The sequence below is a fragment of the Paracoccus haematequi genome (genome assembly GCF_900631945.1).
Lineage (GTDB): Bacteria > Pseudomonadota > Alphaproteobacteria > Rhodobacterales > Rhodobacteraceae > Paracoccus > Paracoccus haematequi_A.
Genome location: NZ_UZWE01000031.1, coordinates 53,369 through 76,891 on the forward strand (window position 1 = coordinate 53,369; position 23,523 = coordinate 76,891).

Below are 23,523 nucleotides of genomic sequence, written 5' to 3' on the forward strand. Positions count from 1 at the left end.
GGGATCATGATGCAGATGCCCGACCCCACCCGTCCCCTGAAGATCGGCACCCGAGGATCCAAGCTGGCGCTTGCCCAGGCGCACGAGACGCGCGACCGGCTGTCCGCCGCGCATGGCTTGCCTGCCGAGGCGTTCGAGATCGTCGTGATCAAGACGACCGGCGACCGGATTACCGACCGGCCTCTGAAGGAAATCGGCGGCAAGGGCCTGTTCACGCGCGAGATCGAGGATGCGCTGATCTCGGGCGGGATCGACATCGCCGTGCATTCCATGAAGGACATGCCGACGATCCAGCCGGACGGCCTGGTGATCGACTGCCTTCTGCCGCGAGAGGACGTGCGCGACGCCTTTGTCAGCCCAACCGCCCAGGCCATCGCTGATCTTCCCGCCGGGGCCATCGTCGGAACCTCCAGCCTGCGACGCAGGGCGCAACTGGCGCATCGCCGCCCGGACCTGCATCTGGTCGAATTCCGCGGCAACGTTCAGACGCGTCTGAAGAAGCTGGACGACGGGGTGGCGACGGCGACCTTCCTGGCAATGGCGGGGCTGTCGCGCTTGGGCATGCTGCATCTCGCGCGCGGTCCCATCGATCCGGCCGAGATGCTGCCTGCGGTGGCCCAGGGAGCCATCGGGGTGGAACGCCGCGTCGAGGACGAGTTGGCGGCGGCGCTGCTGGCGGCGATCCATCACGATCCGACCGGGCATCGGATCGCGGCGGAGCGCGCTTTCCTGGCCAGGCTGGACGGCTCTTGCCAGACACCCATCGCGGGCTTGGCCGAGATTCGCGAAGAGACCTTGCTGCTGCGCGGAGAAATCCTGCGTCCCGACGGATCGGCGGCAATCAGCGGATATCGGGAAGGCAGTCTGCACGACGGTCCGGCCATGGGCAGCGATCTGGCCCAGGAGCTGCTGGGCAGGGCGGGCGCGGGGTTTTTCGATCACCTTTGACCCCGCAGCCGGGTTCAATAACTGCGGATCAGTCCCACCAGACGACCCTGAATGCGGACCCGATCCTCGGGCAGGATGCGGGGTTCATAGGCGGGGTTAGCGGCTTCGAGCGCGATCATTCCGCCGCGACGGCGATACCGTTTCAGCGTCGCCTCGCTGCCGTCGACCAGGGCCACGATGATGTCGCCGTTATCCGCCGTGTCCTGTTCGCGGATCACGACCACATCGCCGTCGTTGATCCCCGCCTCGATCATCGAATCGCCTTGCACCTCAAGCGCATAATGGTGTTCGCGACCCGATAGCATGGTCCCCGGCACCGCCACATGGTGCGACACCTCAGAGATCGCCTCGATCGGGACACCGGCGGCGATCCGGCCCATCAGCGGCAGTTCGACCGCCGGGCTGTCCATGATCGTCATGGCGCCGCGCGGGCGGGCAGGCCGCGAATTGGCGACCACGCGGGGGGTGAAGCCGGCCTTCCTGTCATCGGCCGCAGCGGCGGTGGAGTCGGCCATCAGCGCGTCGGGAAGGCGCACGATTTCCAGGGCGCGCGCCCGGTGCGGAAGGCGGCGGATGAAGCCCCGCTCCTCCAACGCCGTGACCAGGCGGTGGATCCCGGATTTCGACCGCAGATCCAGGGCTTCCTTCATTTCGTCGAAAGACGGCGGGACACCATCGCGCGACATCCGCTTCTGAATGAAATCCAGAAGCTGGATCTGTTTCTTGGTCAACATCGCGTCCATCCCCGGCATGGTATTGTTCCTTTTATGTTCTATCGCACGCATCGCCTTGCGTCAACGAACAGAGCATAAGGAACTGAAAATTTCGTTAATCCTCAGCCGGTCAAGGACAGGTATTCGACGATATCCCCCGCAAGCCGGGGCGGATCGCCCGCGGGACGGACAAGCAGCGCATCCGCCTGGGCCATCAGCGACAGCCGGGCCGAATCCTGGCTGGGAAAGGGCTGGATCACGGGCAGATCGGGTCCATCGGTCAGCCGGGCGCGCAGGTAGTGCTGACGGTTCCCCTCGGCCGGAAGATCCGCTGCAAGGCGGGCCTTCCGCAACGGCCTTTCGAATGACCAGCCCTGCGTCGCAGCGATGATGGGTTGCACGAACAAGATCGCGCAAACCATTGCCGAAACAGGATTCCCCGGCAGACCAAGCATCGGAATGTCGCCGAGCGTCCCGGCCATCAGCGGCTTTCCCGGACGCATGGCGACCCGATAGAACGCGCGTTGCAGACCCAGATCGGCCGAGACCTTGCCGATCAGGTCGTGATCCCCGACCGAGGCGCCGCCGATTGTCACCAGCAGGTCGGAACCCTGCGCCGCAGCGAACCCGGCGCGCAGGCTGTCTTCGGTATCCCGCGCGATGGGCAGGATATGCGGATCGGCCCCGGCCTGCCTGACCAAACCGGCAATGGCCAAGTCGTTGGAACTGATGATCTGGCCCGGTCCAGGCGCCACGCCGGGGGGCACCAGTTCGTCACCGCCGGCAAGGATTGCCACGCGGGCGCGCCGGGCGACGGTCACGACGGGCACGTTCATGGCGGCCAGCAGGGCGATATCGGCCGCCGACAGCTTGCGGCCCGCCTCCAGCCGGTGGCCTTCCCGGAAATCATCCCCCGCAGGACGGATGTTGGCGGTGCCAGAGGGATCCGTGATGGTGATGCTGTCCGCGTCGCGCGCGACGTTTTCCTGCATGATCACGCGGTCGAAACCCGCGGGGACGGGCGCGCCGGTGAAGATGCGCACTGCCACGCCCGGTGCGGCCTTCCCGGCATAGGGATGGCCCGCCGCGGCCTCGCCCACGACGCGCAGGGTTTGGCCGATATCGGCGGCGCGGATCGCATAGCCGTCCATGGCCGAGGCGTCGAAGGGCGGCTGGGTCATCCGCGACACGGCCGGTTCCAGAAGGATGCGGCCCCAGGCCTGGTCCAAGGGCACCCGTTCGCCCCTCGGCGCGGGCGCAAGGGACAGAACCTGCGCCAGGGCCTGTTCGACCGAAATCACCGCTGCGCCTCGTAATCGCCGGATTTTCCGCCGCTTTTTCGGGTCAGGCGGATATCCTGGATGGTCATCGACTTTTCGGCGGCCTTCAGCATGTCATAGATCGTCAGACAGGCGATCGATACGGCGGTCAGCGCCTCCATCTCGACCCCGGTCTGGCCGGTGGTGCGGACCGTTGCCGACACACGGATACCGGGCAGCGACGGATCGGGCGTCAGGTCCAGCGAAACCTTGCTGATCGGCAAGGGGTGGCACAGCGGGATCAGGTCGGCGGTGCGTTTGGCCGCCATGATGCCCGCCAGTCGGGCGACGCCCATCACATCGCCCTTGGCCGCGCCGCCCTGGGCCAGGGCCAGCGTTTCCGGCGACATGGCGACGCAGCCTTCTGCCACCGCTTCGCGCGTGGTGACCGCCTTGCCGGATACGTCGACCATATGGGCCTGCCCGGCGGCATCGAAATGCGTCAGGGTCATGCGGCGACATCCAGGATCTGGCGGGTCGCGGCCGTCACATCGGACTGCCGCATCAGGCTTTCCCCGATCAGGAAGCGGCGCGCGCCCACCTGCATCATTGCGGCAAGGTCGGCGGCGCTGAACAGGCCGCTTTCGCAAACCACGTCCCGATCCGCCGGAATGCAGGGGGCCAGTTCGCGCGTTACATCCAATGACAGCTCGAAAGTCTTGAGATTGCGGTTGTTTATCCCGATCAGCGGCGACTTCAACCGCAGCGCGCGGTCCAGTTCGGCGCTGTCGTGAACCTCGATCAGCGCGTCCATGCCCCAGTGGAAGGCGGCATCCTCCAGCTCGGCGGCCAGGGCGTCGTCCACCGAGGCCATGATGATCAGGATGCAGTCGGCCCCCCAGGCCCGCGCCTCGGCCACCTGATAGGGGTCATAGAGAAAATCCTTGCGCAGAACCGGCAGGCCGCAGGCCACACGGGCCTGGATCAGGAATTCCGGCGTGCCCTGAAAACTGGGGGCGTCGGTCAGAACCGACAGGCAGGCCGCGCCGCCCTGTTCATAGGCCCGTGCCAGGGCGGGCGGGTCGAAATCGGGACGGATCAAACCTTTGGAGGGACTGGCCTTCTTGATTTCCGCGATCAACGCCGGCCCGGTCGCAGCCTTGGCCGTCAGGGCGCGGGCAAAGCCGCGGGGGGGCGTGGCGGCGCGGGCCGCTGCCTCGACATCGGCCAGGGGACGCGCGGCCTTGGCGGCGGCGATCTCGTCCAGCTTATAGGTCTTGATCTTGTCCAGAATATCCATGGGACGGTTTTAACGCCGCCCGCAGGGCCGGGACAAGGGCGTTCAGGCGGGCATCTCATGCGCCCAGGGCGGATTGGCGCCGGGACGGGACACGGTGATGGCTGCGGCCCGTGCGCCCAGGGTCAGCGCGGCGGCGATCTGGTCCGGCGTGATGGTGGCCAGCCCCGCCTTGGTCAGGACACCCTGGCGGCGCAGGCTGGCAAGGACGCCAGCGTTGAAGGTGTCCCCCGCGCCGATGGTGTCGGCCACGGTGGTGCGGATCGCGGGCGCCGCGACCGGATCGCCCGCCCAATGCGCCCGAGCCCCTGCCGCGCCGCCGGTTTGCAGCACCAGCCGAGGCCCCTGCGCCAGCACCCGCCGCGCGGCGTCTTCCAGGGGCAGGTCGGGATACAGCCATTCCAGGTCGTCGCCCGACAGCTTCACGATGTCGGACCGGGCGATCAGCCGTGCCAGCCGGGCACGATAGGCCTCGGCGTCGGGGATGAAGAAGGGCCGGATGTTCGGATCCAGCATCACCGGCAGGCGCCCGCCTTCGCGGGTGATCAGCGATTCGATGGCCGCGCCGCAGGGATCGGGCACCAGGCTGATGCCACCCGCGAACAGCGCGTCGATGGCGTCGGGCAGGGTCGGAATATCCTTGGGCGCCAGCATCCGCCCGGCCGATCCTTCGTCATAGAAGGAATAGCGCGCCTCGCCCCCGGTCAGCGTCACGAGGGCCAGCGTGGTCAGCCGGTCGGTGCGGGGGCACAGGTCGGTGTCGACCCCCGCCTCGGCCAGCGGGCGCAGCAGCATGTCGCCGAAGGCGTCGCGGCTGATCGGCCACAGATAGGACACGGATTCCCCAAGACGGCCAAGCGCGATGGCGGTGTTATAGACCGATCCCCCCGCCAAAGGCCGGAAACTGCCATCCTCCGGCACCATGTCGATCAGCGATTCGCCCGCGCACAGGATCATCGTCCCCTCCGTTCAGTAAATCCTGACCACATCGCCCGACCGTTCCAGCACGCCGCCCAGATCGATGTAGCCCCCCGCCTCGGCCAGATACAGGAAAGCTGCTAGCGCAACCAGTGCGGTGATCGCCGCTGCGGTGATTTTCCAGACCGACCACGGGCGCTCTCCGACCACGCGGCCCGACTGGCCGTTGACCACGAAGCGATAGCTTTTGCCGTTATAACGATAGGCCGCCGTCCAGACCGGCAGCAGGATATGCTTGAACGTCTCGTCGGCATAGTCGGTGCTGATGTGATCGACGCGCTGTTCGTCGCCGCCGATGGCGCGCCGCGCGTCGTTCAGGATCACCCCGGCCATTTCCGCCCGCGCGGTCTTGTGGCCGTCGTAAAGCGGGATCGTATAGGCCTCGGCTTCCAGCCCGGCCAGATAGTCCGGGCGATAGGGACGCAGATGCGACAGATCCCAAGGCGCCAGCCCGTCCGAGAACTTGCGCGGCAGCGAGGCCGAGGCCAGCACCACCACATCGTTGAAGTCGCGCGCCACGCGGCCCTGCGCCGGGCGCCAGCGGGTGCGGCGGACCTGCCGGGCGACCTGCTGGCTGCGGCCGTTCACCTGCTGCGTGACATAGACGGTCTCGTAATAATAATCGCCCCGCTGCCCGGCATAGCTGGACCGGGTGCGGGCGTCGAAGGTCCAGAACGGCGAATAGACGCCGCGCATCCGCCGCCCCCGCCGGGCATAGGCGGTCAGCCCCGACGGCGCGAACCACAGCCCGCCCAGCCAGTCCTGCATGGCGCGATGGGCCTGATCCTCGGCCAGGCGAAAGGGCAGGACGCCCTGGGGCTTGATCTTGCGGCTGGTGCCGGTGTCGGTGACGACCGGCGTCGCGCAGAACGGGCAGGCCCCGGCATGGCTGCTGTCGCCCACCTCGATCTGGGCGCCGCAATTGGGGCAGGACAGCAGGCGGACCGTCGCGGCAAGATCGGATCCGGCATCCAGGCGAAGGCCCTGCTCCAGCGGGATTTCCGCCAGTTCCGGCGCCTTGTGCCCGGCATCCCATTGCAGGGCGCGGCCTGTTTCGGGATCGGCCAGGATCGCATCCTCGCCCTCCGCCCCACCCCGGGTCTGGCGGGCGGGCGCGCGGGCCGGGCCGTCGCCGATGGCCTGCCGGTGCCCGCACCAGTCGCAGACCAGCACCTGCTGGCCCGGCTGGAAGCGCAGGCTGGCCCCGCATTGTTCGCAAGGGTAACGGTGTTCGGCCGGCGGGGTCGGCATGAAGCGGTCAGCCGGGCAGGGGCGGCGGCATGGTCGGGAACAGATGCGCCAGTTCGGGAATATCGCCCGCCTTGCGCCAGCCGTCCTGGCCCGGCGTCCAGACCAGCGTGTCGTGCAGGACGCGACCCTCGGCCGACAGGCGCTGCAAACCGGCACGGTCGAACGGCCCCTCGGCCCGGCCGTTCAGCGCGACATGCCAGACCGCCGCGTCCTGCGGCAGGGGCGGAGGGGTCGCAGCCCCGGCCTGCGGAACGCTGCCCCACGGACCCGAGGCCGGGCGCGCCGCCATGCCGGCGCCAAGCGCCGCGCCCATGGCAGCACCCATCCCGGCCCCCGCGGCGCCGGGGTTCTGGCTGGCATTCACCATCGCCTCGCCCGCCGCATATCGGCCAAAGCGGTCCAGGTCGCCCAGGATTCCCATCGAGGTGCGCTTGTCCAGCATCTTCTCGACTTCCTGGGGCAAGCTGATGTTTTCGATGTAGAATTCCGGGATCGTCAGGCCATAGGCGCTGATCGTCGGTTCGATCGCGGTGGCGACCAGCTTGCCCAGGTCGCCGGTGTTCGCGGCCATGTCCAGCACCGGGATCCCAGATCCGGCGATGATGCGGGAAAACTCCTGCACGATCACATTGCGGATCTGGAAGGCGATCTCGTCGCGGGTGAATTCGCCGTCGGTGCCGACGATTTCCGTCATGAACCGCGCCGGGTCGGTTACGCGCAGGGAATAGGTGCCGAAGGCGCGCAGCCGCACCGGGCCGAATTCCGGGTCGCGCGCCATCACCGGGTTCTTGGTGCCCCATTTCAGGTCGTTGAAGCGCGTGGTGTTGACGAAATAGATCTCGGACTTGAAGGGGCTGCGAAAGCCGTGGTCCCAATGCTGCAATCGCGTCAGGATCGGCAGGTTGTTGGTTTCCAGCATGTAGAGGCCGGGGCCGAAGGTATCGGCCAATTGCCCTTCATGGATGAAGACGGCGGCCTGGCCCTCTCGCACCGTCAGCTTGGCGCCGTATTTGATCGCGTTGCCAACGGTCGGATAGCGCCAGACCATCGTGTCGCGGGTGTCGTCGGTCCATTCGATGACCTCGATGAATTCGCCGCCGAGAATGTCGAAGATCGCCATCTGTCCCTCCGCAGGATGTCTTGTGCCTGTATGCGGCCAAGCCCCGCCGCCGCGCAAGTCAGATGCTTTGCGCCAGCAGCTCGGCCGCGATGCGGCGGACGATCGGCTCGGCCTCGGCCGCCGACATGCCGGGACGCAGGCGCGGGTCATAGAGGATCCGCAGCAGCAATTCGTCGTGCCGGGTCAGCAGGGCGAATTCCTCGTCGTCGTTGAAGATCGACGGGCGGGCGTCGGGGCTGTCATTGGCAAGGCCCATGCCCTGGGCCAGTTCCTCGTGGATGCAGGATGTCTGCAACAGCGGCGGCAGTTCGGCCCGGATCAGCGCCACGGCATTGGAATAGACCGGCGACGCGCCCCGCGAATAGGCGAAGACGGTGCAGAAATTGTCCGCGTCCAGGGCCTGCATGACCGCGATATCCTGCGCGGGGATGCCGGGCACCAGCTGCGCCAGGCGCGGGCCGATGGCACGGCGTTCGTCGTCGGACAGGACCATGACCACGAAATTTCCGCCGTTCTCGGCCAGCGAAACGCTGTGCCCGGTCGCCTGCGCCAGCCGCGCGGCGAACTGGCTGACCTCGACCCGATAGGCGCGGCGGGTGGCCACATCGACGACGGCCCCGAATTCCATCTGGATCCGCACCGGATCCTGCCAGCGGCGCAGGGGCGCGGGGGTGCCGCTGTCCCTGGCTTGGATGCCGCCCGCGCCATATTCGTCGCGCAGCGCGATGGCGATGAAATCGCGGGTCAGCGCGTCTTCGTCGATGGGCGCGTCCAGGGGCACCCGTTCCCGGCGCAGGCGGCCCTGGTCCAGAAGCGCGCGTTCGGCGCGGGCATAGAAATCCCGCTGCGCCGTGCTTGCAAGGCTGGCCTGGGTCAGGGCCTGGGACGCGGCGGCGTTGGCGGCGCGATTGCGTTCCGCGCGGGCCTTGCGCAACTCCGCCTGCGACGGGCCGTCATCCTGGGGCCGCGCGACCGGGCGCGGAACGGGAACCGGCTGCGGTTCGGTTTCGGGCGCCTGGCACGCCGCCAGGGCCAACAGCGCCAGCAGCGGCAGGCTGCGCAAGCCGTCTGTCCTGTGGCTCATGTCCGCGCCGGAGTCCCCTGACCCTGCGCCGTGGCGCGGGCCAACGTGTCGCGAAGATCGGCCTCCATCTTGGTCAGGTCGCTTTCGGCGGCGGCGCGGCGGGCGCGGCCCTCGTCGGCGATGCGCAGGCTGTCCTCGATCGTGGCGATCAGTTGCGCATTGGCCGCCTTGACCGAGTTGATGTCGAAGACGCCCCGTTCGGTCTGGGTGCGGATCTGCGCATTGGCCTGACGCAGGTTGTCGGCGTTGCGGGTCAGCAGGTCGTTGGTCAGATCGCTGGCTTCCTTGACGGCGCGCGCGGCCTCGGCGCTGCGCTGGATCGTCACCGCCTGGGCAAGCTGCGTTTCCCACAGCGGCACGGTGTTCACCAGGGTCGAGTTGATCTTGGTGACCAGCGACTTGTCGTTTTCCTGCACCAGCCGGATCGAGGGCAGGGACTGCATCGTCACCTGCCGCGTCAGCTTCAGGTCGTGGACGCGGCGTTCCAGGTCGTCGCGGCCCGCCCGCAGGTCGCGCAGCGCCTGGGCCTGCATGACCTGCTGATCCTCGGGGGCGGCCTTCACGCGGGCCTCCATCTCGGGGATGGTGGTGCTGTCCAGTTCCCGCAACTTCTCTTCTCCGGCGGCGATGTACAGCGCCAGTTCGTCATAGAAGTTCAGCGTGTGGTCATACAGCAGGTCCAGCGACTTGATGTCCTTCAGCAGCGTCTGTTCGTGCCGTTCCAGTTCGACCGTGATGCGGTCGATCTGGGTCTGGACCTGTTCGTAATTCGCCACGAATTTCGCGAAGGGCGCCGACCGGCCCAGCAGCTTTTCCCACCAGCTGCGCGTCCGCCGCATGTCCAGCTCGCTGGTCGAGAAGCCGCGGATCGTCGTCACGATGCTGCGCAGGCTTTCGCCCGCGGGACCGACATCCTTGCTTTTGACATCGGCCAGCATCTTCTGGCTGATTTCCTGCAAGCCCGCCTGCGCGCGGGTGCCGAAGCGGACGATGGATCCGGTATCGCCCAGGTCGATCTCGTCCATGCGGCGGCGGATTTCGGCCTGAAGCTGGGGATCGGCGTCGCGGACCGACAGCGGATCGGCCTTGGGCTGGGGCAGGGGCGCCGATGTCACCGTCTCGATCTCGGTGCGGATGTCTTCGGCGCGGCGGCGGGTCTCGTCGGTCATGGCGCTTCCTTCCCTGGGCCTGTGCAAGCCAGGCATGTTGCGGCGCAGCATAGGCGGAATGCGGCGCAGTTCAACAAAGCGCCGCGCGAAAATATGCGGTCCATGCAGCCCCGCAACAGGGGGCGATTCGGGTGGCCGTCGGGCGGGTCGGGGGCGCGGAACTGCTGAACCCTATCCAAAATGTCAGGTCATTAACGCAGTTAAATCAAACTTTATGCATATTCTTCCCTGCTCCAGGGTGCTAATGTCGTCCCGTTAGCAGGTGCCGTCCCCGATTTCAGGGGCATATTTTTTCCAAGTGTTAGTGCAGGTAAAGATGTCGGTGAAATCCCAGTCGGTTGCCCTGGCCCGTGTCGCGGCCGTCCCTTCTGTCGAAACCTCGCGTCCTTGGCTGTATCGCAGCCTGATCAAGCGTCCGCTGGACCTGATGCTGGTGCTGCTGACCTCTCCGGTGGTGGTTCCGCTGGTCCTGCTGCTGGCGCTGATCGTGATGCTGGACGGCAGGAAGCCGTTCTATTCGCAGCAGCGCGTCGGCCGCGACGGCCGGACGTTCCGCATGTGGAAGCTGCGCAGCATGGTCCCCGACGCCGATCAGCGGCTGGAGGAGCATCTGGACCGCGATCCCCAGGCCCGGCAGGAATGGAACGCGACGCAGAAGCTGCGCGACGATCCGCGCGTGACCGCCTTCGGGCGGATTCTGCGCGCCAGTTCCATGGACGAGCTGCCTCAACTGTGGAACGTCGCCACCGGAGACATGAGCCTGGTCGGTCCCCGTCCCATGATGCCCGATCAGCAGGCACTGTATTCGGGGCAGGGGTATTACCGTCTGCGTCCCGGCATCACCGGCTTCTGGCAGACCGCCGGGCGCAACAAGACGACCTTTGCGGCCCGCGCCTGGTATGACGACCGCTATGAACGCAGCCTGTCCTTCGCCGGCGACGCCGTGATCCTGCTGCGCACCGTGTCCGTGGTGCTGGGCCGGACCGGCTGCTGATCAGGGGCGCTGCCGCAGCGCCGCCACCGCCTCGGACGGCAGGATGGCGGCGCAGCGGGCGTATCGCGGCACCAGCCGCTTTGGCGCCGACAGCATCCGCCAGGCCCATTCCATCGCGATCCGCCTGACCCAACGCGGCGCGCGTGTCTGATTGCCCGCCAGGAAATCCAGCCCCGCGCCGATCGAGGCGAAGCCGACCCCCGGCGCGACCTCGCGCCCCCGCGCCGCCAGCCGTTCCTGTTTCGGCGCGCCAAGCGCCAGGAAGCACAGTCCCGCGCCACTGTCCCGCACCTGCAACAGCAGGTCGCGCGCCGCATCGCCATCGGGGTCGAACCCCATCGGCGGGGCGATCCGGGCAACAATCCGGCAGCCCGGTGCGCGCCGTTGGATTTCGTCCGCCGCTGCCGCCAGGGCTGCATCCGTGGTGCCGACCAGGGCCAGGCCCACGCCTTCGGCCGCGGCAAGCTGCGCCAGGGGGATCACCAGATCCGAACCCGTCACCAGCCCGACCGGACGGCGCGCCAGACGCGACAGCCAGACGATGGGGTTGCCGTCCGCCACCACCAGATCCTGCCCGGCGTAAGCCTTGCGGAAGGTGTCGTCGGCCCGCAGCTTGACCAGGTGATCCAGGTTGATGGTCGCCAGCGCGAAGCCCTGGCCGCCGCGCAGCCGCCGGGTAATTTCTGCCAGAAGCGAAGGGCGGTCGGGCATGTTCACCCGAACAACCGAGGATCCATAGGAAAACTGCATTGCCATGTTCCGCACCGGGCCGCGTTCCGGCCTTTGCCGCTTCCTTGCAGCTTTGCGTCCTGGCTGCAATCGGGCAGTTCAACCTTTCGGCAAATAGGGGATTGCGCCCGCCAGATCGGTGTCGTCGATCAGGTGGAAATTGCTGATGCTGCCCGCCTTGCGCGCCTGGGCGAAGGGGGCATAGTCGGGATCGGCGGCAAAGGCGCGGGCGGCGTCCGTGGACGGAAACTCGATCAGCGCGATCAGGGTGTTGCCCAGGGCCTTGCCTTCCAGCGTGTCGATATTGCCCGAACGCGACAGATAGCGCCCGCCGTGCCGTGCCGCGATCTCGTGGACGCGGGCAGCGTAATCGGGCACCCAGGAATCGTCGGTCACGGTCACGTCCGCGATCAGATAGGCAGTCATCGGATTCTCCCCCCGGTTCATCTGCTGGGGACACAGTGCCTGCGGTCGGCGCATCAGGCAAGCACGGCTGTCGGCTGCGCACAAAATCGCATTGTCCTTCATTGCGGCTAACGATAGCGTGAGCGGCAGCAAACGGGCCTTACGCGAACGGGCACAGGTCAGCATCGGTAAACCTTTCGGACGGACAGCATGGCGACGCTGAGACAAATCCTTGTTTTTTCCGCCCTGGTCGCGGCGGCTGCCCCGCAGGGCCTTCTGGCTCAGGCGCCCGGCGGCGACATGCCGCCCCCTGCCGTCACCGTCGTGACCTTGCAGGCCCAGGACGTGACACTGACCGCCAGCCTGCCAGGCCGCGTCGTGGCCTCGGCCGAGGCGGAACTGCGGCCCCAGGTCGGCGGTCTGATCGTCGAACGCCTGTTCGAGGAAGGCAGCCCTGTCGCGCAGGGCGACCCCCTGTACCGTATCGACCCGCGCAGCTATGAGGCGGCGCAGGCCCAGGCGCAGGCGGCCTTGGCCCAGGCCCAGGCCCAGGCCGATGCCGCCCGACGCGAGGCGGAACGGGTCGTGGCCCTGCGCGACCGGCGCGTGGCCAGCGAACAGACCCAGGACAGCGCCGTCGCCGCCCGCGACGCCGCCGAAGCTGCCGTCAAGGCGGCCGAGGCGCAGTTGCTGGCGGCCCAGATCGACCTGGACCGCACCACCATCACCGCGCCTTTGGACGGGGTGATCGGCCTCGCCCAGGCCAGCCCCGGCGCCCTGGTCACGGCGGGGCAGGCCAACCCCCTGGCCGTGATCCGCCGCATCGACCCGGTGCGCGTGGACGTGACACAATCGGCGGCGGAAATCATCCGCTGGCAGCGCATGGGAGCGGACGCCGCGCTGCCCGAGGGCGCCGACCGCACCGTGACGTTGCGCCTGGCCGATGGCAGCACCTATGAACATACCGGATCCCTGACCGCAGCCGAGCCGCATGTGGACGAAACCACCGGCGTGATCACATTGCGGATGGAATTCGCCAATCCCGAGGGGTTCCTTCTGCCCGGCATGTTCGTGCTGGCCGACATCCCGCAGGCGCAGTTGAAGGACGCCATCCTGGCCCCGCAAGAGGGCGTCAGCCGCGACCGGCGCGGCCGTCCGGTCGCCATGGTCGTGAACGATCAGAACCTGGTCGAGGAACGCGCCCTGGAAATCGCCCAGGACCACGGCAATCAATGGGTCGTGACCAAGGGCCTTGCCGCCGGCGACCGCATCATCGTGGCGGGCGTGCAGCGCATCGCGCCGGGCGCGCCGGTCACGCCGCAGGAACGCGGCAGCGAGGATGCCGACGCCCCGGCAGCTACCCCCGGAGAAGCGGCCCCCGAACCGGAAAATCCCGACCAGGCGACCCAGGCCGAAGCCGCGTCCGCCAACTGACGTTCCAGCCAGCGAAGGCGTGACAGACCATGGCCCGTTTCTTCATCGACCGTCCGGTATTCGCCTGGGTAATCTCGATCATCATCATGGGCATCGGCATCCTGTCGATCCTGACCCTGCCGGTGGCCCAGTATCCGCAGATCGCGCCGCCCTCGGTCACGGTGCGCGCGACCTATCCGGGCGCCTCGGCGGAAACCATCTCGAACACCGTGACGCAGGTGATCGAACAGCAGATGACCGGGCTGGATGGGCTGCGCTATATCTCGTCCAACTCGACCTCGGCGGGATCGTCGTCCACCACCCTGACGTTCGAGACCGGGACCGATGTGGACATCGCCCAGGTCCAGGTCCAGAACAAGCTGTCCCAGGCGACGCCCCTGCTGCCCGAACCCGTGCAGCGCCAGGGCGTTGTGGTCGAGAAGTCGACCGCGGGCTTCCTGATGGTCATCGGCCTGATCGGCGACGACAACTATGACCAGACCGACCTGTCGGACTATATGTTCTCGAACCTGGTGGACGATCTGTCGCGGGTCGAGGGCGTCGGCAGCGTCCAGGTCTTCGGCGCGCCCTATGCGATGCGCATCTGGCTGGATCCCGACAAGCTGGCGGCATACGAGATCACGCCTTCGGACGTGGTGGCGTCGGTCACGGCGCAGAACACGCAGATTTCCGCCGGGGCCTTCGGCGACCTGCCCGCCGTGCAGGGCCAGCAGCTGAACGCCACCGTGACCGCCCAGTCGTTGCTGTCGACGCCCGAGGATTTCCGCCAGATCGTCCTTCGGGCCGAGGAAAACGGCGGCCTTGTGCTGCTGCGCGACGTGGCGCGGGTCGAGATCGGGTCGGAAAGCTATGCCACCGACGCGACCTTCAACGGGCGACCCTCGTCCGGGATGGCACTGTCGCTGGCGCCAGGGGCCAACGCGCTTGATACCGCCGACCGGGTCAAGGCGCGGATGGTCGAATTCGCCGAATTCTTCCCCGAGGGCGTCGATTACGTCATTCCCTTCGATACGTCGCCCTTCGTGTCGATCTCGATCGAGGAGGTCGTCAAGACGCTGATCGAGGCCATCGTGCTGGTGTTCATCGTCATGTACGTGTTCTTGCAGAACTGGCGGGCGACGCTGATCCCGACCTTGGCGGTTCCCATCGTCCTGCTGGGCACGTTCGGGATCATGGCGGCCTTCGGCTTCACCATCAACACGCTGACCATGCTGGCGATGGTGCTGGCCATCGGTCTGCTGGTCGACGACGCCATCGTGGTCGTCGAAAACGTCGAACGCATCATGGAGGAGGAAGGGTTGGAGCCGCGCGAGGCGACGCGGAAGTCCATGGGACAGATCACCGGCGCGCTGATCGGCATCGCCCTGGTCTTGTCGGCCGTGTTCGTGCCGATGGCCTTCTTCGGCGGCTCGACCGGGGTCATCTATCAGCAGTTCGCCATCACCATCGTTTCGGCCATGGGCCTGTCGGTTCTGGTCGCGCTGACCCTGACGCCCGCCTTGTGCGCGACGCTGTTGCGGTCCAAGGACCATCACACCAAGAAGGGCCTGTTCGGCTGGTTCAACCGCAACTTCGACCGCACGACGAACGGCTATACCGGCGCCGTGGGCTGGATCGTGCGCCGCCCGCTGCGGTCGCTGCTGGTCTATGCCGCCATCGGCGCGGCGATGGTGCTGCTGTTCCTGCGCACCCCCGAAGGCTTCCTGCCGGACGAGGATCAGGGGATCATGTTCGTGCTGATCCAGGGTCCGACCGGCGCCACCGCCGAACGAACCGCCGCCGTCATCGACCAGGTGCGGGATTATTTCCTGAACCAGGAAAAGGATTCGGTCGAATCGATGTTCGGCGTGGTGGGCTTCAGTTTCGCGGGCCAGGGCCAGAACGTCGGCATGGCCTTCGTGCGGATGAAGGATTGGGACGAACGGCTGGACCCCTCGCAATCGGTGCAGGCCGTGGCGGGCCGGGCCTTCGGCGCGCTGTCCGGCATTCAGGACGCGATGGTCTTTCCCATCGTCCCCCCGTCAGTGATCGAGCTTGGCAACGTCTCGGGCTTCGATTTCTATTTGCAGGCGCGCGGCGGGCAGTCGCACGAGGATCTGCTGAACGCCCGCAACCAGTTCCTGGGCATCGCGGCGCAAAGCCCGCTGATCGCCCAGGCCCGACCCTCGGGGCTGGAGGATGCGGCCCAGTTCAGCCTCGACATCGACTGGCGCAAGGCGGGCGCGATGGGCGTCACCGCGACCGACGTGGCGAACCTGTTGCAGATCGCCTGGACCGGCCGCTACGTCAACGATTTCGTGGACCGGGGCCGCATCAAGCGCGTCTATGTCCAGGGCGAGGCGAATTCCCGGTCCACCCCCGGCGATTTTGACAAGTGGCGGGTGCGCAATTCGATGGGCGGGCTGGTGCCATTCTCGAACTTCTCGACCGGGAACTGGTCCTTCGGCCCGCAGGGACTCAGCCGTTATAACGGCATTCCTGCGATGCAGATCCAGGGCGGTCCCGCGCCGGGGGTCAGTTCCGGCGACGCCATGGCCGAGGTCGAGCGCCTGGTATCCCAACTGCCCGGCTTTGCCGTCGCCTGGACCGGCCTGTCGCTTGAGGAGCAGGAATCAGGCGACCAGACCATGCTGCTCTATGCGCTGTCGCTGGCGGCGGTGTTCCTGTGCCTGGCGGCGCTTTACGAAAGCTGGTCGATCCCGCTGGCGGTGATCCTGGTCATGCCCATCGGCGTTCTGGGCGCGCTGCTGGGGGCGTATCTGGGCGGCTTCGACAACGGCGTGTTCTTCCAGGTGGGGCTGCTGACCGTGATCGGCCTGACCGGCAAGAACGCCATCCTGATCGTGGAATTCGCCCGAGAACAGTCCGAGCAGGGCGTCCCCCTGTTCCGGGCCGTGGTCGAGGCCGCGCGCCAGCGGTTCCGCCCGATCATCATGACCTCGATCGCCTTCACGCTGGGGGTGCTGCCGCTGCTGCTCTCCACCGGGGCGGGGGCCAACGGTCGCAACGCCATCGGCGCAACGGTGATCGGCGGGACCGTCGCCTCGACCGTGATGGGGATCCTGTTCGCGCCGCTGTTCTATGTGCTGATGCGCCGCCTGCTGGGGCGCAAGGACAAGCTGGATGAGGGCGCAGCGGTGCCCGCCGCATGATCGACAAGCTGGAAATGTTCCTGGCGGTCGCCAAGGAACGCCATTTCGGCCGCGCCGCCGAAAGCCTGGGGCTGACGCAGCCCACGCTGTCGGCGGGCATCAAGCAGCTTGAGGAACAGCTTGGCGTGCTGCTGATCTTTCGCGGCTCGCGCTTCGGCGGGCTGACGCCCGAAGGCCAGTCGGCCCTGGTCTGGGCCCGCCGCATCGTCGGCGACGCCCGCCAGTTGCGGGACGAGATGCGCGCCACCCGCCACGGCCTGTCCGGCCAGCTGCGGATCGCGGTGATCCCCACGGCGCTGACATGGGCCGCCCGGATCAGCGCCCGTTTCGGCGCCGCCCATCCGAATGTCGGCATGACCATCCTGTCGCGCACCTCGGTCGAGATCCTGCAAATGATCGACGACCTGACGGTGGATGCGGGGATTTCCTATCTGGACAACGAACCCCTGGGCCGGGTCAGCACGGTCCGCCTGTATGACGAACGCTACATGCTGGTCTGCGCGGCCGATTCGCCCCTGGCCGGAAAGGACCGTATCGGCTGGGCCGATCTGGCGGGGCATCGGCTGTGCCTGCTGACCAGCGACATGCAGAACCGCCGCATCATCAACCGCAACCTGATCGAGGCGGGCGTGACCCCGCAGGCGACGGTCGAATCCAGTTCGACCGTGGTGCTGGTCGCGCATGTGCTGGAGGGCGGCTGGATCACCATCCTGCCCGAGGACATCGCCGCCTTCCTGACCGAAGGCAAGCCGCTGCGGACCATCCCGCTGGACGGCGACGGCGCCAGCCATGCCGTGGGCCTGGTCGCACCCTGGCGCGAACCGCATACGCCGGTGCTGGAGGCGCTGCTGGCCGAAGCACGGCGGATGGCTAACGATAGATGATTTCTATCGACTGACGAAACAATGATATTGATTTCGCGATGGCGGGTCTGGTCTGATGGTCGGAACACGGATCGTCGAAAGGCTAGCTTATGCATGTCAATGCGCCAGCCCCGACCGAGGAGGAGATCCGCAGCGTTGTCACGCCGCTCGCCTCTCTGGAAGGGCCACTTCTGCCTATGCTGCACGCATTGCAGGACGTATACGGGTATGTCCCGCAGGAATGCGTGCCGGTTCTGGCGGATGTGCTGAATCTGGGCCGGGCGGAAATCCATGGTGTCATCAGCTTCTATCACGATTTCCGCGCCCATCCGACCGGCCGCCACGTCCTGAAAATCTGCCGGGCCGAGGCCTGCCAGTCGATGGGCGCCAATGCTTTGGCCGAATCCACCTTGCAAAAGCTGGGGATCGGCTGGCATGACACGACAGCCAACGGCGCGGTGACGGTCGAACCCGTCTATTGCCTGGGCATGTGCGCCTGTGCGCCTGCCGCGATGGTCGATGGCCGCGTGGTCGGCCGCGTGGACGATGCCCGCATGGACCGCATCCTGGCCGAGGTGGGCGCATGAAGATCTTCGTCCCCCTGGACAGCGCCGCCAAGGCGCTTGGCGCGGATGACGTGGCCGATGCGATCGCGCGCGAGGCCAGGGCGCGCGGGCTCGACCTGCATCTTGTCCGCAACGGCACGCGCGGCATGGTCTGGCTAGAACCCTTGGTCGAAATCGACACCCCCCAAGGGCGCATCGGTTACGGAAATGTGACCCCGGATCAGGTTCCCGACCTGCTGGACGGCAGGTTGAACAGCCTGGGCCGGGTCGAGGACATCGACTGGTTCGCCCGCCAGACCCGCCTGACCTTCGCCCGCTGCGGCGTGATCGACCCGCTGGATCTGGACGATTACGCGGCCAATGGTGGTCTGGTCGGTTTGCGCCGCGCGCTGACCATGACCAAGGCGCAGATCGTGCAGGAGGTCATTGACAGCGGGTTGCGTGGGCGCGGCGGGGCGGGGTTTCCCACCGGCATCAAGTGGAAAACCGTCAGCGAAGCCGAGGCGCCGCAGAAATACATCGTCTGCAACGCCGATGAGGGCGACAGCGGCACCTTTGCCGACCGCATGATCATCGAGGGCGATCCCTTCCAGCTGATCGAGGGCATGGCCATTGCGGGCCTGGGCGTCGGCGCGACGCGCGGCTACGTCTATCTGCGGTCGGAATATCCCGACGCCATCGCCATCCTGACCCGCGCGGTCTCCATCGCCCGCCAGCGGGGCCTGCTTGGTCCCGACGTGCTGGGATCGGGCCGCGCCTTCGAGATGGAGGTCCGCACCGGCGCGGGCGCCTATGTCTGCGGCGAGGAAACGTCGCTTCTGAACAGCCTGGAAGGCAAGCGCGGCACCGTGCGCGCCAAGCCGCCGTTGCCCGCGTTGCAGGGGTTCCTGGGCCAGCCGACGGTGGTGAACAACGTCATCTCGCTCACCACGATCCCCGTGATCTTCGAACGCGGCGCCGCCCACTACGCCGATTTCGGCCTGGGCCGGTCGCGGGGCACCGTCACCTTGCAGATCGCCGGCAACGTCAAGCGCGGCGGGCTGTTCGAAACCGCCTTCGGCCTGACCCTGGGCCAGGTCGTGAACGAGATCGGCGGCGGCACCGCCAGCGGCCGCCCGGTGAAGGCGGTCCAGGTGGGCGGCCCCCTGGGCGCCTATATGCCGGTCGAGAAATTCCACACGCCGATGGGATACGAGGAATTCGACCAGAACGGCGGGCTGATCGGCCACGCCGGGCTGGTGGTGTTCGACGACAGCGTGGACATGCTGCGCATGGCCCGTTTCGCGATGGAATTCTGCGCCGTCGAATCCTGCGGCAAATGCACGCCCTGCCGGATCGGCGCGGTGCGCGGGGTGGAAACCATCGACCGGATCGCCCAGGGCGACCCGGCGGCGATCCCGCTGCTGACCGACCTGTGCGAGACGATGAAGGACGGCTCGCTCTGCGCGCTTGGCGGCTTCACGCCCTTCCCCGTCATGTCCGCCCTGACCAATTTCCCCGACGATTTCGCCACCTATCGGGAGGCAGCCGAATGAGAGATTTCATCATCCCCCAATACCCGCCGGGCGACGACCGCGACATGGGCACCCCCGCCCGCAGCGGCGCGCCGGTCACGCTGACCGTGGACGGCTTTCCCGTCACGGTGCCGGAAGGCACATCGGTCATGCGCGCCGCAGCCTTGGCCGGAATCATGGTCCCCAAACTGTGCGCCAGCGACAATCTGGAGGCCTTCGGATCCTGCCGCCTGTGCGTGGTCGAGATCGAGGGGCGGCGCGGAACGCCCGCATCCTGCACCACGCCCGTGACGGAAGGCATGGTGGTCCATACCCAGTCGGACAAGCTGCGCCGGATGCGCAAGGGCGTGATGGAGCTGTATATCAGCGACCACCCGCTGGACTGCCTGACCTGCGCGGCCAATGGCGATTGCGAATTGCAGGACATGGCGGGCGCCGTGGGCCTGCGCGACGTGCGCTACAAGGCGCCCGAGGAACGCAGCCTGCTGAACCACTTCGCCACGCGCGACGGGGCGGGGATCAATGCGCTGTATGTCCCCAAGGACGAAAGCAACCCCTATTTCACCTATGATCCGGCGAAATGCATCGTCTGTTCCCGCTGCGTCCGCGCCTGCGAAGAAGTGCAGGGCACCTTCGCCCTGACCATCGAGGGGCGGGGATTCGACAGCCGCGTCAAGGCGGGGACGATCGGCGACGATTTCCTGACCTCGGACTGCGTGTCCTGCGGCGCCTGCGTGCAGGCCTGCCCGACCGCGACCTTGCAGGAAAAATCGGTGATCGAACTGGGCACGCCCGAACGGTCGGTCATCACCACCTGCGCCTATTGCGGCGTCGGCTGTTCCTTCAAGGCGGAACTGAACGGCGACCAGCTTGTGCGCATGGTCCCCTACAAGCACGGCAAGGCGAACCGGGGCCATTCCTGCGTCAAGGGCCGCTTCGCCTATGGCTATGCCCAGCACAAGGACCGGATCCTGCACCCCATGATCCGCGACACCATCGAGGAACCCTGGCGCGAAGTGTCCTGGGACGAGGCGCTGAGCTTTGCCGCCAACCGCCTGAAGGGCATCCAGCAGAAATACGGCCGCAAGTCGGTGGGCGTCATCACCTCCAGCCGCTGCACCAACGAGGAAACCTATCTGGTGCAGAAACTGACCCGCGCGGTCTTTGGCAACAACAATACCGACACCTGCGCGCGCGTCTGCCATTCACCGACCGGATACGGGCTGGGCAAGACCTATGGCACCTCGGCCGGGACGCAGGACTTCGACAGCGTGGAACAGGTCGATGTGGTGATGATCATCGGCGCCAACCCGACCGACGGCCATCCGGTCTTCGCCAGCCGCCTGAAAAAGCGCCTGCGCCAGGGGGCGAAGCTGATCGTGGTCGATCCGCGCCGCACCGACATCGTGCGGTCTCCGCATATCCAGGCGCAATATCACCTGCCGCTGAAGCCCGGCACCAACGTCGCCACCGTGACCGCGATGGCGCATGTGATCGTGACCGAGGGGCTGTTCGACGAGGATTTCATCCGCACCCGCTGCGATTGGGACGAGTTCCAGTTCTATGTCGATTTCGTCAGCGATCCGCGCCACAGCCCCGAAGCGGTCGAGATGCTGACCGGGGTGCCCGCCGCCGACCTGCGCGCGGCGGCGCGGCTTTATGCGACGGGAGGGAACGCGGCGATCTATTACGGTCTTGGCGTGACCGAGCATTCGCAGGGGTCCACCACGGTGATCGGCATCGCCAACCTGGCCATGCTGACCGGCAATATCGGTCGCCCCGGCGTCGGCGTGAACCCGCTGCGCGGTCAGAACAACGTGCAGGGCAGTTGCGACATGGGCAGCTTCCCGCACGAACTGCCCGGCTATCGCCATGTCAAGCTGCCCGATGTGCGGGCGATCTATGAACAGGCCTGGGGCTGCGAGATCGACCCCGAACCCGGCCTGCGGATCCCGAACATGCTGGACGCGGCGGTCGAGGGCACCTTCAAGGGCCTGTACTGCCAGGGCGAGGACATTCTGCAATCCGACCCCGACACCCATCACGTCGCCGCCGGGCTTGCGGCGATGGAATGCGTCATCGTCCACGACCTGTTCCTGAACGAAACGGCGAACTATGCCCATGTCTTTCTGCCGGGATCGACCTTCCTGGAAAAGGACGGCACCTTCACCAATGCCGAACGCCGCATCAACCGCGTCCGCAAGGTGATGGCGCCCCGCAACGGTTACGAGGACTGGGAGGTCACGCAGCTTCTGGCCAATGCCATGGGCGCGGACTGGCATTATACCCATCCCCGCCAGATCATGGAGGAGATCGCGGCCACTACGCCCAGCTTCGCCGGCGTCACCTATGAACTGCTGGAGGAGAAGGGTTCCGTCCAGTGGCCCTGCAATGCAACTGCGCCCGAGGGCACGCCGCTGATGCATATCGACGGCTTCGTGTCGGGCAAGGGGCATTTCATGGTGACGGAGTATGTCGCCACCGACGAACGCACAGGGCCGCGCTTCCCGCTGCTGCTGACCACCGGGCGGATCCTGGCGCATTACAACGTCGGCGCCCAGACCCGTCGCACCGAGAACGTCGCCTGGCACCCCGAGGACGTTCTGGAAATCAACCCCCATGACGCCGAACAGCGCGGCATCAACGAGGGCGACTGGGTGCGGCTGGCGTCGCGCGCCGGGGAAACCACGCTGCGGGCGACGCTGACTGACCGGGTGGCGGCGGGTGTGGTCTATACGACCTTCCATCACCCCTCGACCCAGGCTAACGTGGTGACCACAGATTTTTCCGACTGGGCGACGAATTGCCCGGAATTCAAGGTCACCGCCGTGCAGGTCAGCCCCTCGAACGGTCCCACGGACTGGCAGGAGCGTTACAACGAACAGGCCGAACGGTCGCGGCGGATCCTGACTGCTGCGGAGTAAGCCATGACCTTGCCGCCGCCCTTCGGGGCCTCGGACGCCACCCACCATCGCCCCGGCAGCAGCGTCGCGGTCACTCGCGCGCTGCCCGAGGAGGTGGCGATCGCGATGGTCTATCACGGCTCGACCCATGCGGTGATGATGGCGACGCCCGCCGATGTGCAGGACTTCGCGGCGGGCTTTTCGCTGACCGAGGGCATCGTCACCGGCCTGGACCAGATCGCCAGTTGCGAGGTGATCTCGCATCCCAAGGGGATCGAGGCGCAGATGTGGCTGGCCGAGGACCGCGGCGAGGCACTGGCCGCGCGCCGCCGGTCGCTGGCCGGGCCGGTCGGCTGCGGGCTGTGCGGCATCGACAGCATCGAGGCGGCGGTGCGGTCCCTGCCGGATCTGTCCGGCACCGGGCCTGCCCTGACGGTCGAGGATGTCGCCGCCGCGACCGAATCGCTGCGCGGCTGGCAGCCGCTGCACGACCGGACCCGCGCGGTCCATGCGGCGGGCTTCCTGCTGCCCGGCCAGGGCGTGGTGCTGGCGCGCGAGGATGTGGGGCGGCACAACGCCCTGGACAAGCTGATCGGCGCGATGGCCCGGCAGGGGATCGACCCTTCGCAGGGCGCCATCGTCCTGACCAGCCGCGTGTCCACCGAGATGGTGCAGAAATGCGTCATGGCGGGCTGTGCCATCCTGATCGCCGTCTCCGCCCCGACGCTGCACGCCCTGCGTCTGGCCCAAGGGTCGGGTCTGACCCTTGCCGCATTCGCGCGGGGCGAGGGCTTCGATCTGTTCTGCCACCCCGAACGGCTGCGCGCCGAGGTTTCCGATGTCGCCTGAAAAGATGGTCATGATGGCCAACCAGATCGCCACCTTCTTCGACACCCAGCCGGGCCACGCGCCCGACAAGATCGCCGACCACCTGCGCGACTTCTGGGAGCCGAGGATGCGCGAGCAGTTGAAATCCTATCTCGCCCAGGGCGGAGCGGGCCTGCGCCCCTCGGTGCAAGAGGCCGTCCGGCACCTTTGATGCGGCGGGCGTGAAACCGTCCCGTCGGCTTGCGTGTTGATGGGGGAAATCACCTCGGGGGACGGATGCGCGATACAGCCGATAGGGTGGATCTGTCCGCCTGCC

General features: G+C 67.2%; 21 protein-coding genes. 10 read left to right on the forward strand and 11 right to left on the reverse strand.

The window, feature by feature from the left end; genetic code table 11:
• The first annotated feature begins 15 nt into the window (after positions 1–15).
• Positions 16–948 (forward strand): hydroxymethylbilane synthase, encoded by a 933-nt coding sequence (hemC, locus tag PARHAE_RS11330; RefSeq protein WP_206436936.1) that lies wholly within the window; start codon positions 16–18, stop codon positions 946–948.
• A gap of 14 nt (positions 949–962) precedes the next feature.
• On the opposite strand, the gene lexA is transcribed toward hemC, so the two are convergent.
• From lexA to PARHAE_RS11375, 9 genes are all read right to left on the reverse strand, one after another.
• Positions 963–1,682 carry a transcriptional repressor LexA gene (gene lexA / locus PARHAE_RS11335; protein WP_126154763.1) on the reverse strand — a complete coding sequence of 240 codons (720 nt, stop codon included), beginning with the start codon at positions 1,680–1,682 and terminating at the stop codon, positions 963–965.
• A gap of 101 nt (positions 1,683–1,783) precedes the next feature.
• A complete protein-coding gene (locus tag PARHAE_RS11340) occupies positions 1,784–2,962 on the reverse strand; it encodes a molybdopterin molybdotransferase MoeA (protein WP_126154727.1) in 1,179 nt (392 codons plus the stop codon).
• Positions 2,959–3,432 (reverse strand): cyclic pyranopterin monophosphate synthase MoaC, encoded by a 474-nt coding sequence (gene moaC / locus PARHAE_RS11345; RefSeq protein ID WP_126154728.1) that lies wholly within the window; start codon positions 3,430–3,432, stop codon positions 2,959–2,961. Before moaC ends, PARHAE_RS11340 begins: the two co-directional genes overlap by 4 nt.
• On the reverse strand, positions 3,429–4,220 hold the full coding sequence (trpC, locus tag PARHAE_RS11350; protein WP_126154729.1) for an indole-3-glycerol phosphate synthase TrpC: 792 nt from the start codon (positions 4,218–4,220) through the stop codon (positions 3,429–3,431). The genes moaC and trpC overlap by 4 nt, the downstream gene beginning before the upstream one ends.
• A 42-nt stretch (positions 4,221–4,262) precedes the next feature.
• Complete coding sequence (locus PARHAE_RS11355) at positions 4,263–5,174, reverse strand: carbohydrate kinase family protein (RefSeq protein WP_126154730.1); 912 nt, start codon at positions 5,172–5,174, stop codon at positions 4,263–4,265.
• Positions 5,175–5,186: 12 nt separating this feature from the next.
• Complete coding sequence (locus PARHAE_RS11360) at positions 5,187–6,446, reverse strand: TFIIB-type zinc ribbon-containing protein (protein ID WP_126154731.1); 1,260 nt, start codon at positions 6,444–6,446, stop codon at positions 5,187–5,189.
• A 7-nt stretch (positions 6,447–6,453) separates the two neighbouring features.
• Complete coding sequence (locus PARHAE_RS11365) at positions 6,454–7,566, reverse strand: SPFH domain-containing protein (protein WP_126154732.1); 1,113 nt, start codon at positions 7,564–7,566, stop codon at positions 6,454–6,456.
• 58 nt (positions 7,567–7,624) lie between these two features.
• Positions 7,625–8,650, reverse strand: coding sequence for a DUF2927 domain-containing protein (locus PARHAE_RS11370; RefSeq protein WP_126154733.1), 1,026 nt, complete (start codon positions 8,648–8,650; stop codon positions 7,625–7,627).
• A complete protein-coding gene (locus tag PARHAE_RS11375) occupies positions 8,647–9,819 on the reverse strand; it encodes a toxic anion resistance protein (RefSeq protein ID WP_126154734.1) in 1,173 nt (390 codons plus the stop codon). Before PARHAE_RS11375 ends, PARHAE_RS11370 begins: the two co-directional genes overlap by 4 nt.
• Positions 9,820–10,135: 316 nt before the next feature.
• Between PARHAE_RS11375 and PARHAE_RS11380 the strand changes: the two genes are divergently transcribed.
• A complete protein-coding gene (locus tag PARHAE_RS11380) occupies positions 10,136–10,813 on the forward strand; it encodes a sugar transferase (RefSeq protein ID WP_126154735.1) in 678 nt (225 codons plus the stop codon).
• Here PARHAE_RS11380 and PARHAE_RS11385 read toward each other — a convergent pair whose 3' ends face one another.
• Complete coding sequence (locus PARHAE_RS11385) at positions 10,814–11,563, reverse strand: WecB/TagA/CpsF family glycosyltransferase (RefSeq protein ID WP_126154736.1); 750 nt, start codon at positions 11,561–11,563, stop codon at positions 10,814–10,816.
• 78 nt (positions 11,564–11,641) lie between these two features.
• Complete coding sequence (locus tag PARHAE_RS11390; protein WP_126154737.1) at positions 11,642–11,968, reverse strand: DUF1330 domain-containing protein; 327 nt, start codon at positions 11,966–11,968, stop codon at positions 11,642–11,644.
• A 189-nt stretch (positions 11,969–12,157) separates the two neighbouring features.
• On the opposite strand from PARHAE_RS11390, the gene PARHAE_RS11395 reads away from it, so the two are divergent.
• The 8 genes from PARHAE_RS11395 (at position 12,158) to PARHAE_RS11430 (ending at position 23,418) form a co-directional block, all read left to right on the forward strand.
• Positions 12,158–13,381: an efflux RND transporter periplasmic adaptor subunit gene (locus tag PARHAE_RS11395; protein WP_126154738.1), complete on the forward strand. Its 1,224-nt coding sequence runs from the start codon at positions 12,158–12,160 to the stop codon at positions 13,379–13,381.
• A gap of 29 nt (positions 13,382–13,410) precedes the next feature.
• The gene (locus PARHAE_RS11400) at positions 13,411–16,533 is read left to right on the forward strand and encodes an efflux RND transporter permease subunit (protein ID WP_126154739.1); all 3,123 of its coding nucleotides are present in this window, start codon (positions 13,411–13,413) and stop codon (positions 16,531–16,533) included.
• Positions 16,530–17,417 carry a LysR family transcriptional regulator gene (locus PARHAE_RS11405; protein ID WP_126154740.1) on the forward strand — a complete coding sequence of 296 codons (888 nt, stop codon included), beginning with the start codon at positions 16,530–16,532 and terminating at the stop codon, positions 17,415–17,417. Before PARHAE_RS11400 ends, PARHAE_RS11405 begins: the two co-directional genes overlap by 4 nt.
• Before the next feature lie 89 nt (positions 17,418–17,506).
• Positions 17,507–17,983: a formate dehydrogenase subunit gamma gene (locus PARHAE_RS11410; protein WP_126154741.1), complete on the forward strand. Its 477-nt coding sequence runs from the start codon at positions 17,507–17,509 to the stop codon at positions 17,981–17,983.
• The gene (locus tag PARHAE_RS11415; protein WP_126154742.1) at positions 17,980–19,497 is read left to right on the forward strand and encodes a formate dehydrogenase beta subunit; all 1,518 of its coding nucleotides are present in this window, start codon (positions 17,980–17,982) and stop codon (positions 19,495–19,497) included. Before PARHAE_RS11410 ends, PARHAE_RS11415 begins: the two co-directional genes overlap by 4 nt.
• Complete coding sequence (gene fdhF, locus PARHAE_RS11420) at positions 19,494–22,400, forward strand: formate dehydrogenase subunit alpha (RefSeq protein WP_126154743.1); 2,907 nt, start codon at positions 19,494–19,496, stop codon at positions 22,398–22,400. Before PARHAE_RS11415 ends, fdhF begins: the two co-directional genes overlap by 4 nt.
• 3 nt (positions 22,401–22,403) lie before the next feature.
• Positions 22,404–23,228 carry a formate dehydrogenase accessory sulfurtransferase FdhD gene (gene fdhD, locus PARHAE_RS11425; RefSeq protein ID WP_126154744.1) on the forward strand — a complete coding sequence of 275 codons (825 nt, stop codon included), beginning with the start codon at positions 22,404–22,406 and terminating at the stop codon, positions 23,226–23,228.
• Positions 23,218–23,418, forward strand: a complete 201-nt coding sequence (locus PARHAE_RS11430) for a formate dehydrogenase subunit delta (protein WP_126154745.1) — start codon at positions 23,218–23,220, stop codon at positions 23,416–23,418. The genes fdhD and PARHAE_RS11430 overlap by 11 nt, the downstream gene beginning before the upstream one ends.
• The last annotated feature ends 105 nt before the right edge of the window (positions 23,419–23,523 follow it).

Bases quoted from the DNA above. Each gene is read 5' to 3' on its own strand.
- hemC (WP_206436936.1), top strand. From the start codon at position 16: ATGCCCGACCCCACCCGTCCCCTGAAGATCGGCACCCGAGGATCCAAG.
- lexA (WP_126154763.1), bottom strand. From the start codon at position 1,682: ATGTTGACCAAGAAACAGATCCAGCTTCTGGATTTCATTCAGAAGCGG.
- moaC (WP_126154728.1), bottom strand. From the start codon at position 3,432: ATGACCCTGACGCATTTCGATGCCGCCGGGCAGGCCCATATGGTCGAC.
- trpC (WP_126154729.1), bottom strand. From the start codon at position 4,220: ATGGATATTCTGGACAAGATCAAGACCTATAAGCTGGACGAGATCGCC.
- PARHAE_RS11355 (WP_126154730.1), bottom strand. From the start codon at position 5,174: ATGATCCTGTGCGCGGGCGAATCGCTGATCGACATGGTGCCGGAGGAT.
- PARHAE_RS11360 (WP_126154731.1), bottom strand. From the start codon at position 6,446: ATGCCGACCCCGCCGGCCGAACACCGTTACCCTTGCGAACAATGCGGG.
- PARHAE_RS11365 (WP_126154732.1), bottom strand. From the start codon at position 7,566: ATGGCGATCTTCGACATTCTCGGCGGCGAATTCATCGAGGTCATCGAA.
- PARHAE_RS11370 (WP_126154733.1), bottom strand. From the start codon at position 8,650: ATGAGCCACAGGACAGACGGCTTGCGCAGCCTGCCGCTGCTGGCGCTG.
- PARHAE_RS11375 (WP_126154734.1), bottom strand. From the start codon at position 9,819: ATGACCGACGAGACCCGCCGCCGCGCCGAAGACATCCGCACCGAGATC.
- PARHAE_RS11380 (WP_126154735.1), top strand. From the start codon at position 10,136: ATGTCGGTGAAATCCCAGTCGGTTGCCCTGGCCCGTGTCGCGGCCGTC.
- PARHAE_RS11385 (WP_126154736.1), bottom strand. From the start codon at position 11,563: ATGCAGTTTTCCTATGGATCCTCGGTTGTTCGGGTGAACATGCCCGAC.
- PARHAE_RS11390 (WP_126154737.1), bottom strand. From the start codon at position 11,968: ATGACTGCCTATCTGATCGCGGACGTGACCGTGACCGACGATTCCTGG.
- PARHAE_RS11395 (WP_126154738.1), top strand. From the start codon at position 12,158: ATGGCGACGCTGAGACAAATCCTTGTTTTTTCCGCCCTGGTCGCGGCG.
- PARHAE_RS11400 (WP_126154739.1), top strand. From the start codon at position 13,411: ATGGCCCGTTTCTTCATCGACCGTCCGGTATTCGCCTGGGTAATCTCG.
- PARHAE_RS11405 (WP_126154740.1), top strand. From the start codon at position 16,530: ATGATCGACAAGCTGGAAATGTTCCTGGCGGTCGCCAAGGAACGCCAT.
- PARHAE_RS11410 (WP_126154741.1), top strand. From the start codon at position 17,507: ATGCATGTCAATGCGCCAGCCCCGACCGAGGAGGAGATCCGCAGCGTT.
- PARHAE_RS11415 (WP_126154742.1), top strand. From the start codon at position 17,980: ATGAAGATCTTCGTCCCCCTGGACAGCGCCGCCAAGGCGCTTGGCGCG.
- fdhF (WP_126154743.1), top strand. From the start codon at position 19,494: ATGAGAGATTTCATCATCCCCCAATACCCGCCGGGCGACGACCGCGAC.
- fdhD (WP_126154744.1), top strand. From the start codon at position 22,404: ATGACCTTGCCGCCGCCCTTCGGGGCCTCGGACGCCACCCACCATCGC.
- PARHAE_RS11430 (WP_126154745.1), top strand. From the start codon at position 23,218: ATGTCGCCTGAAAAGATGGTCATGATGGCCAACCAGATCGCCACCTTC.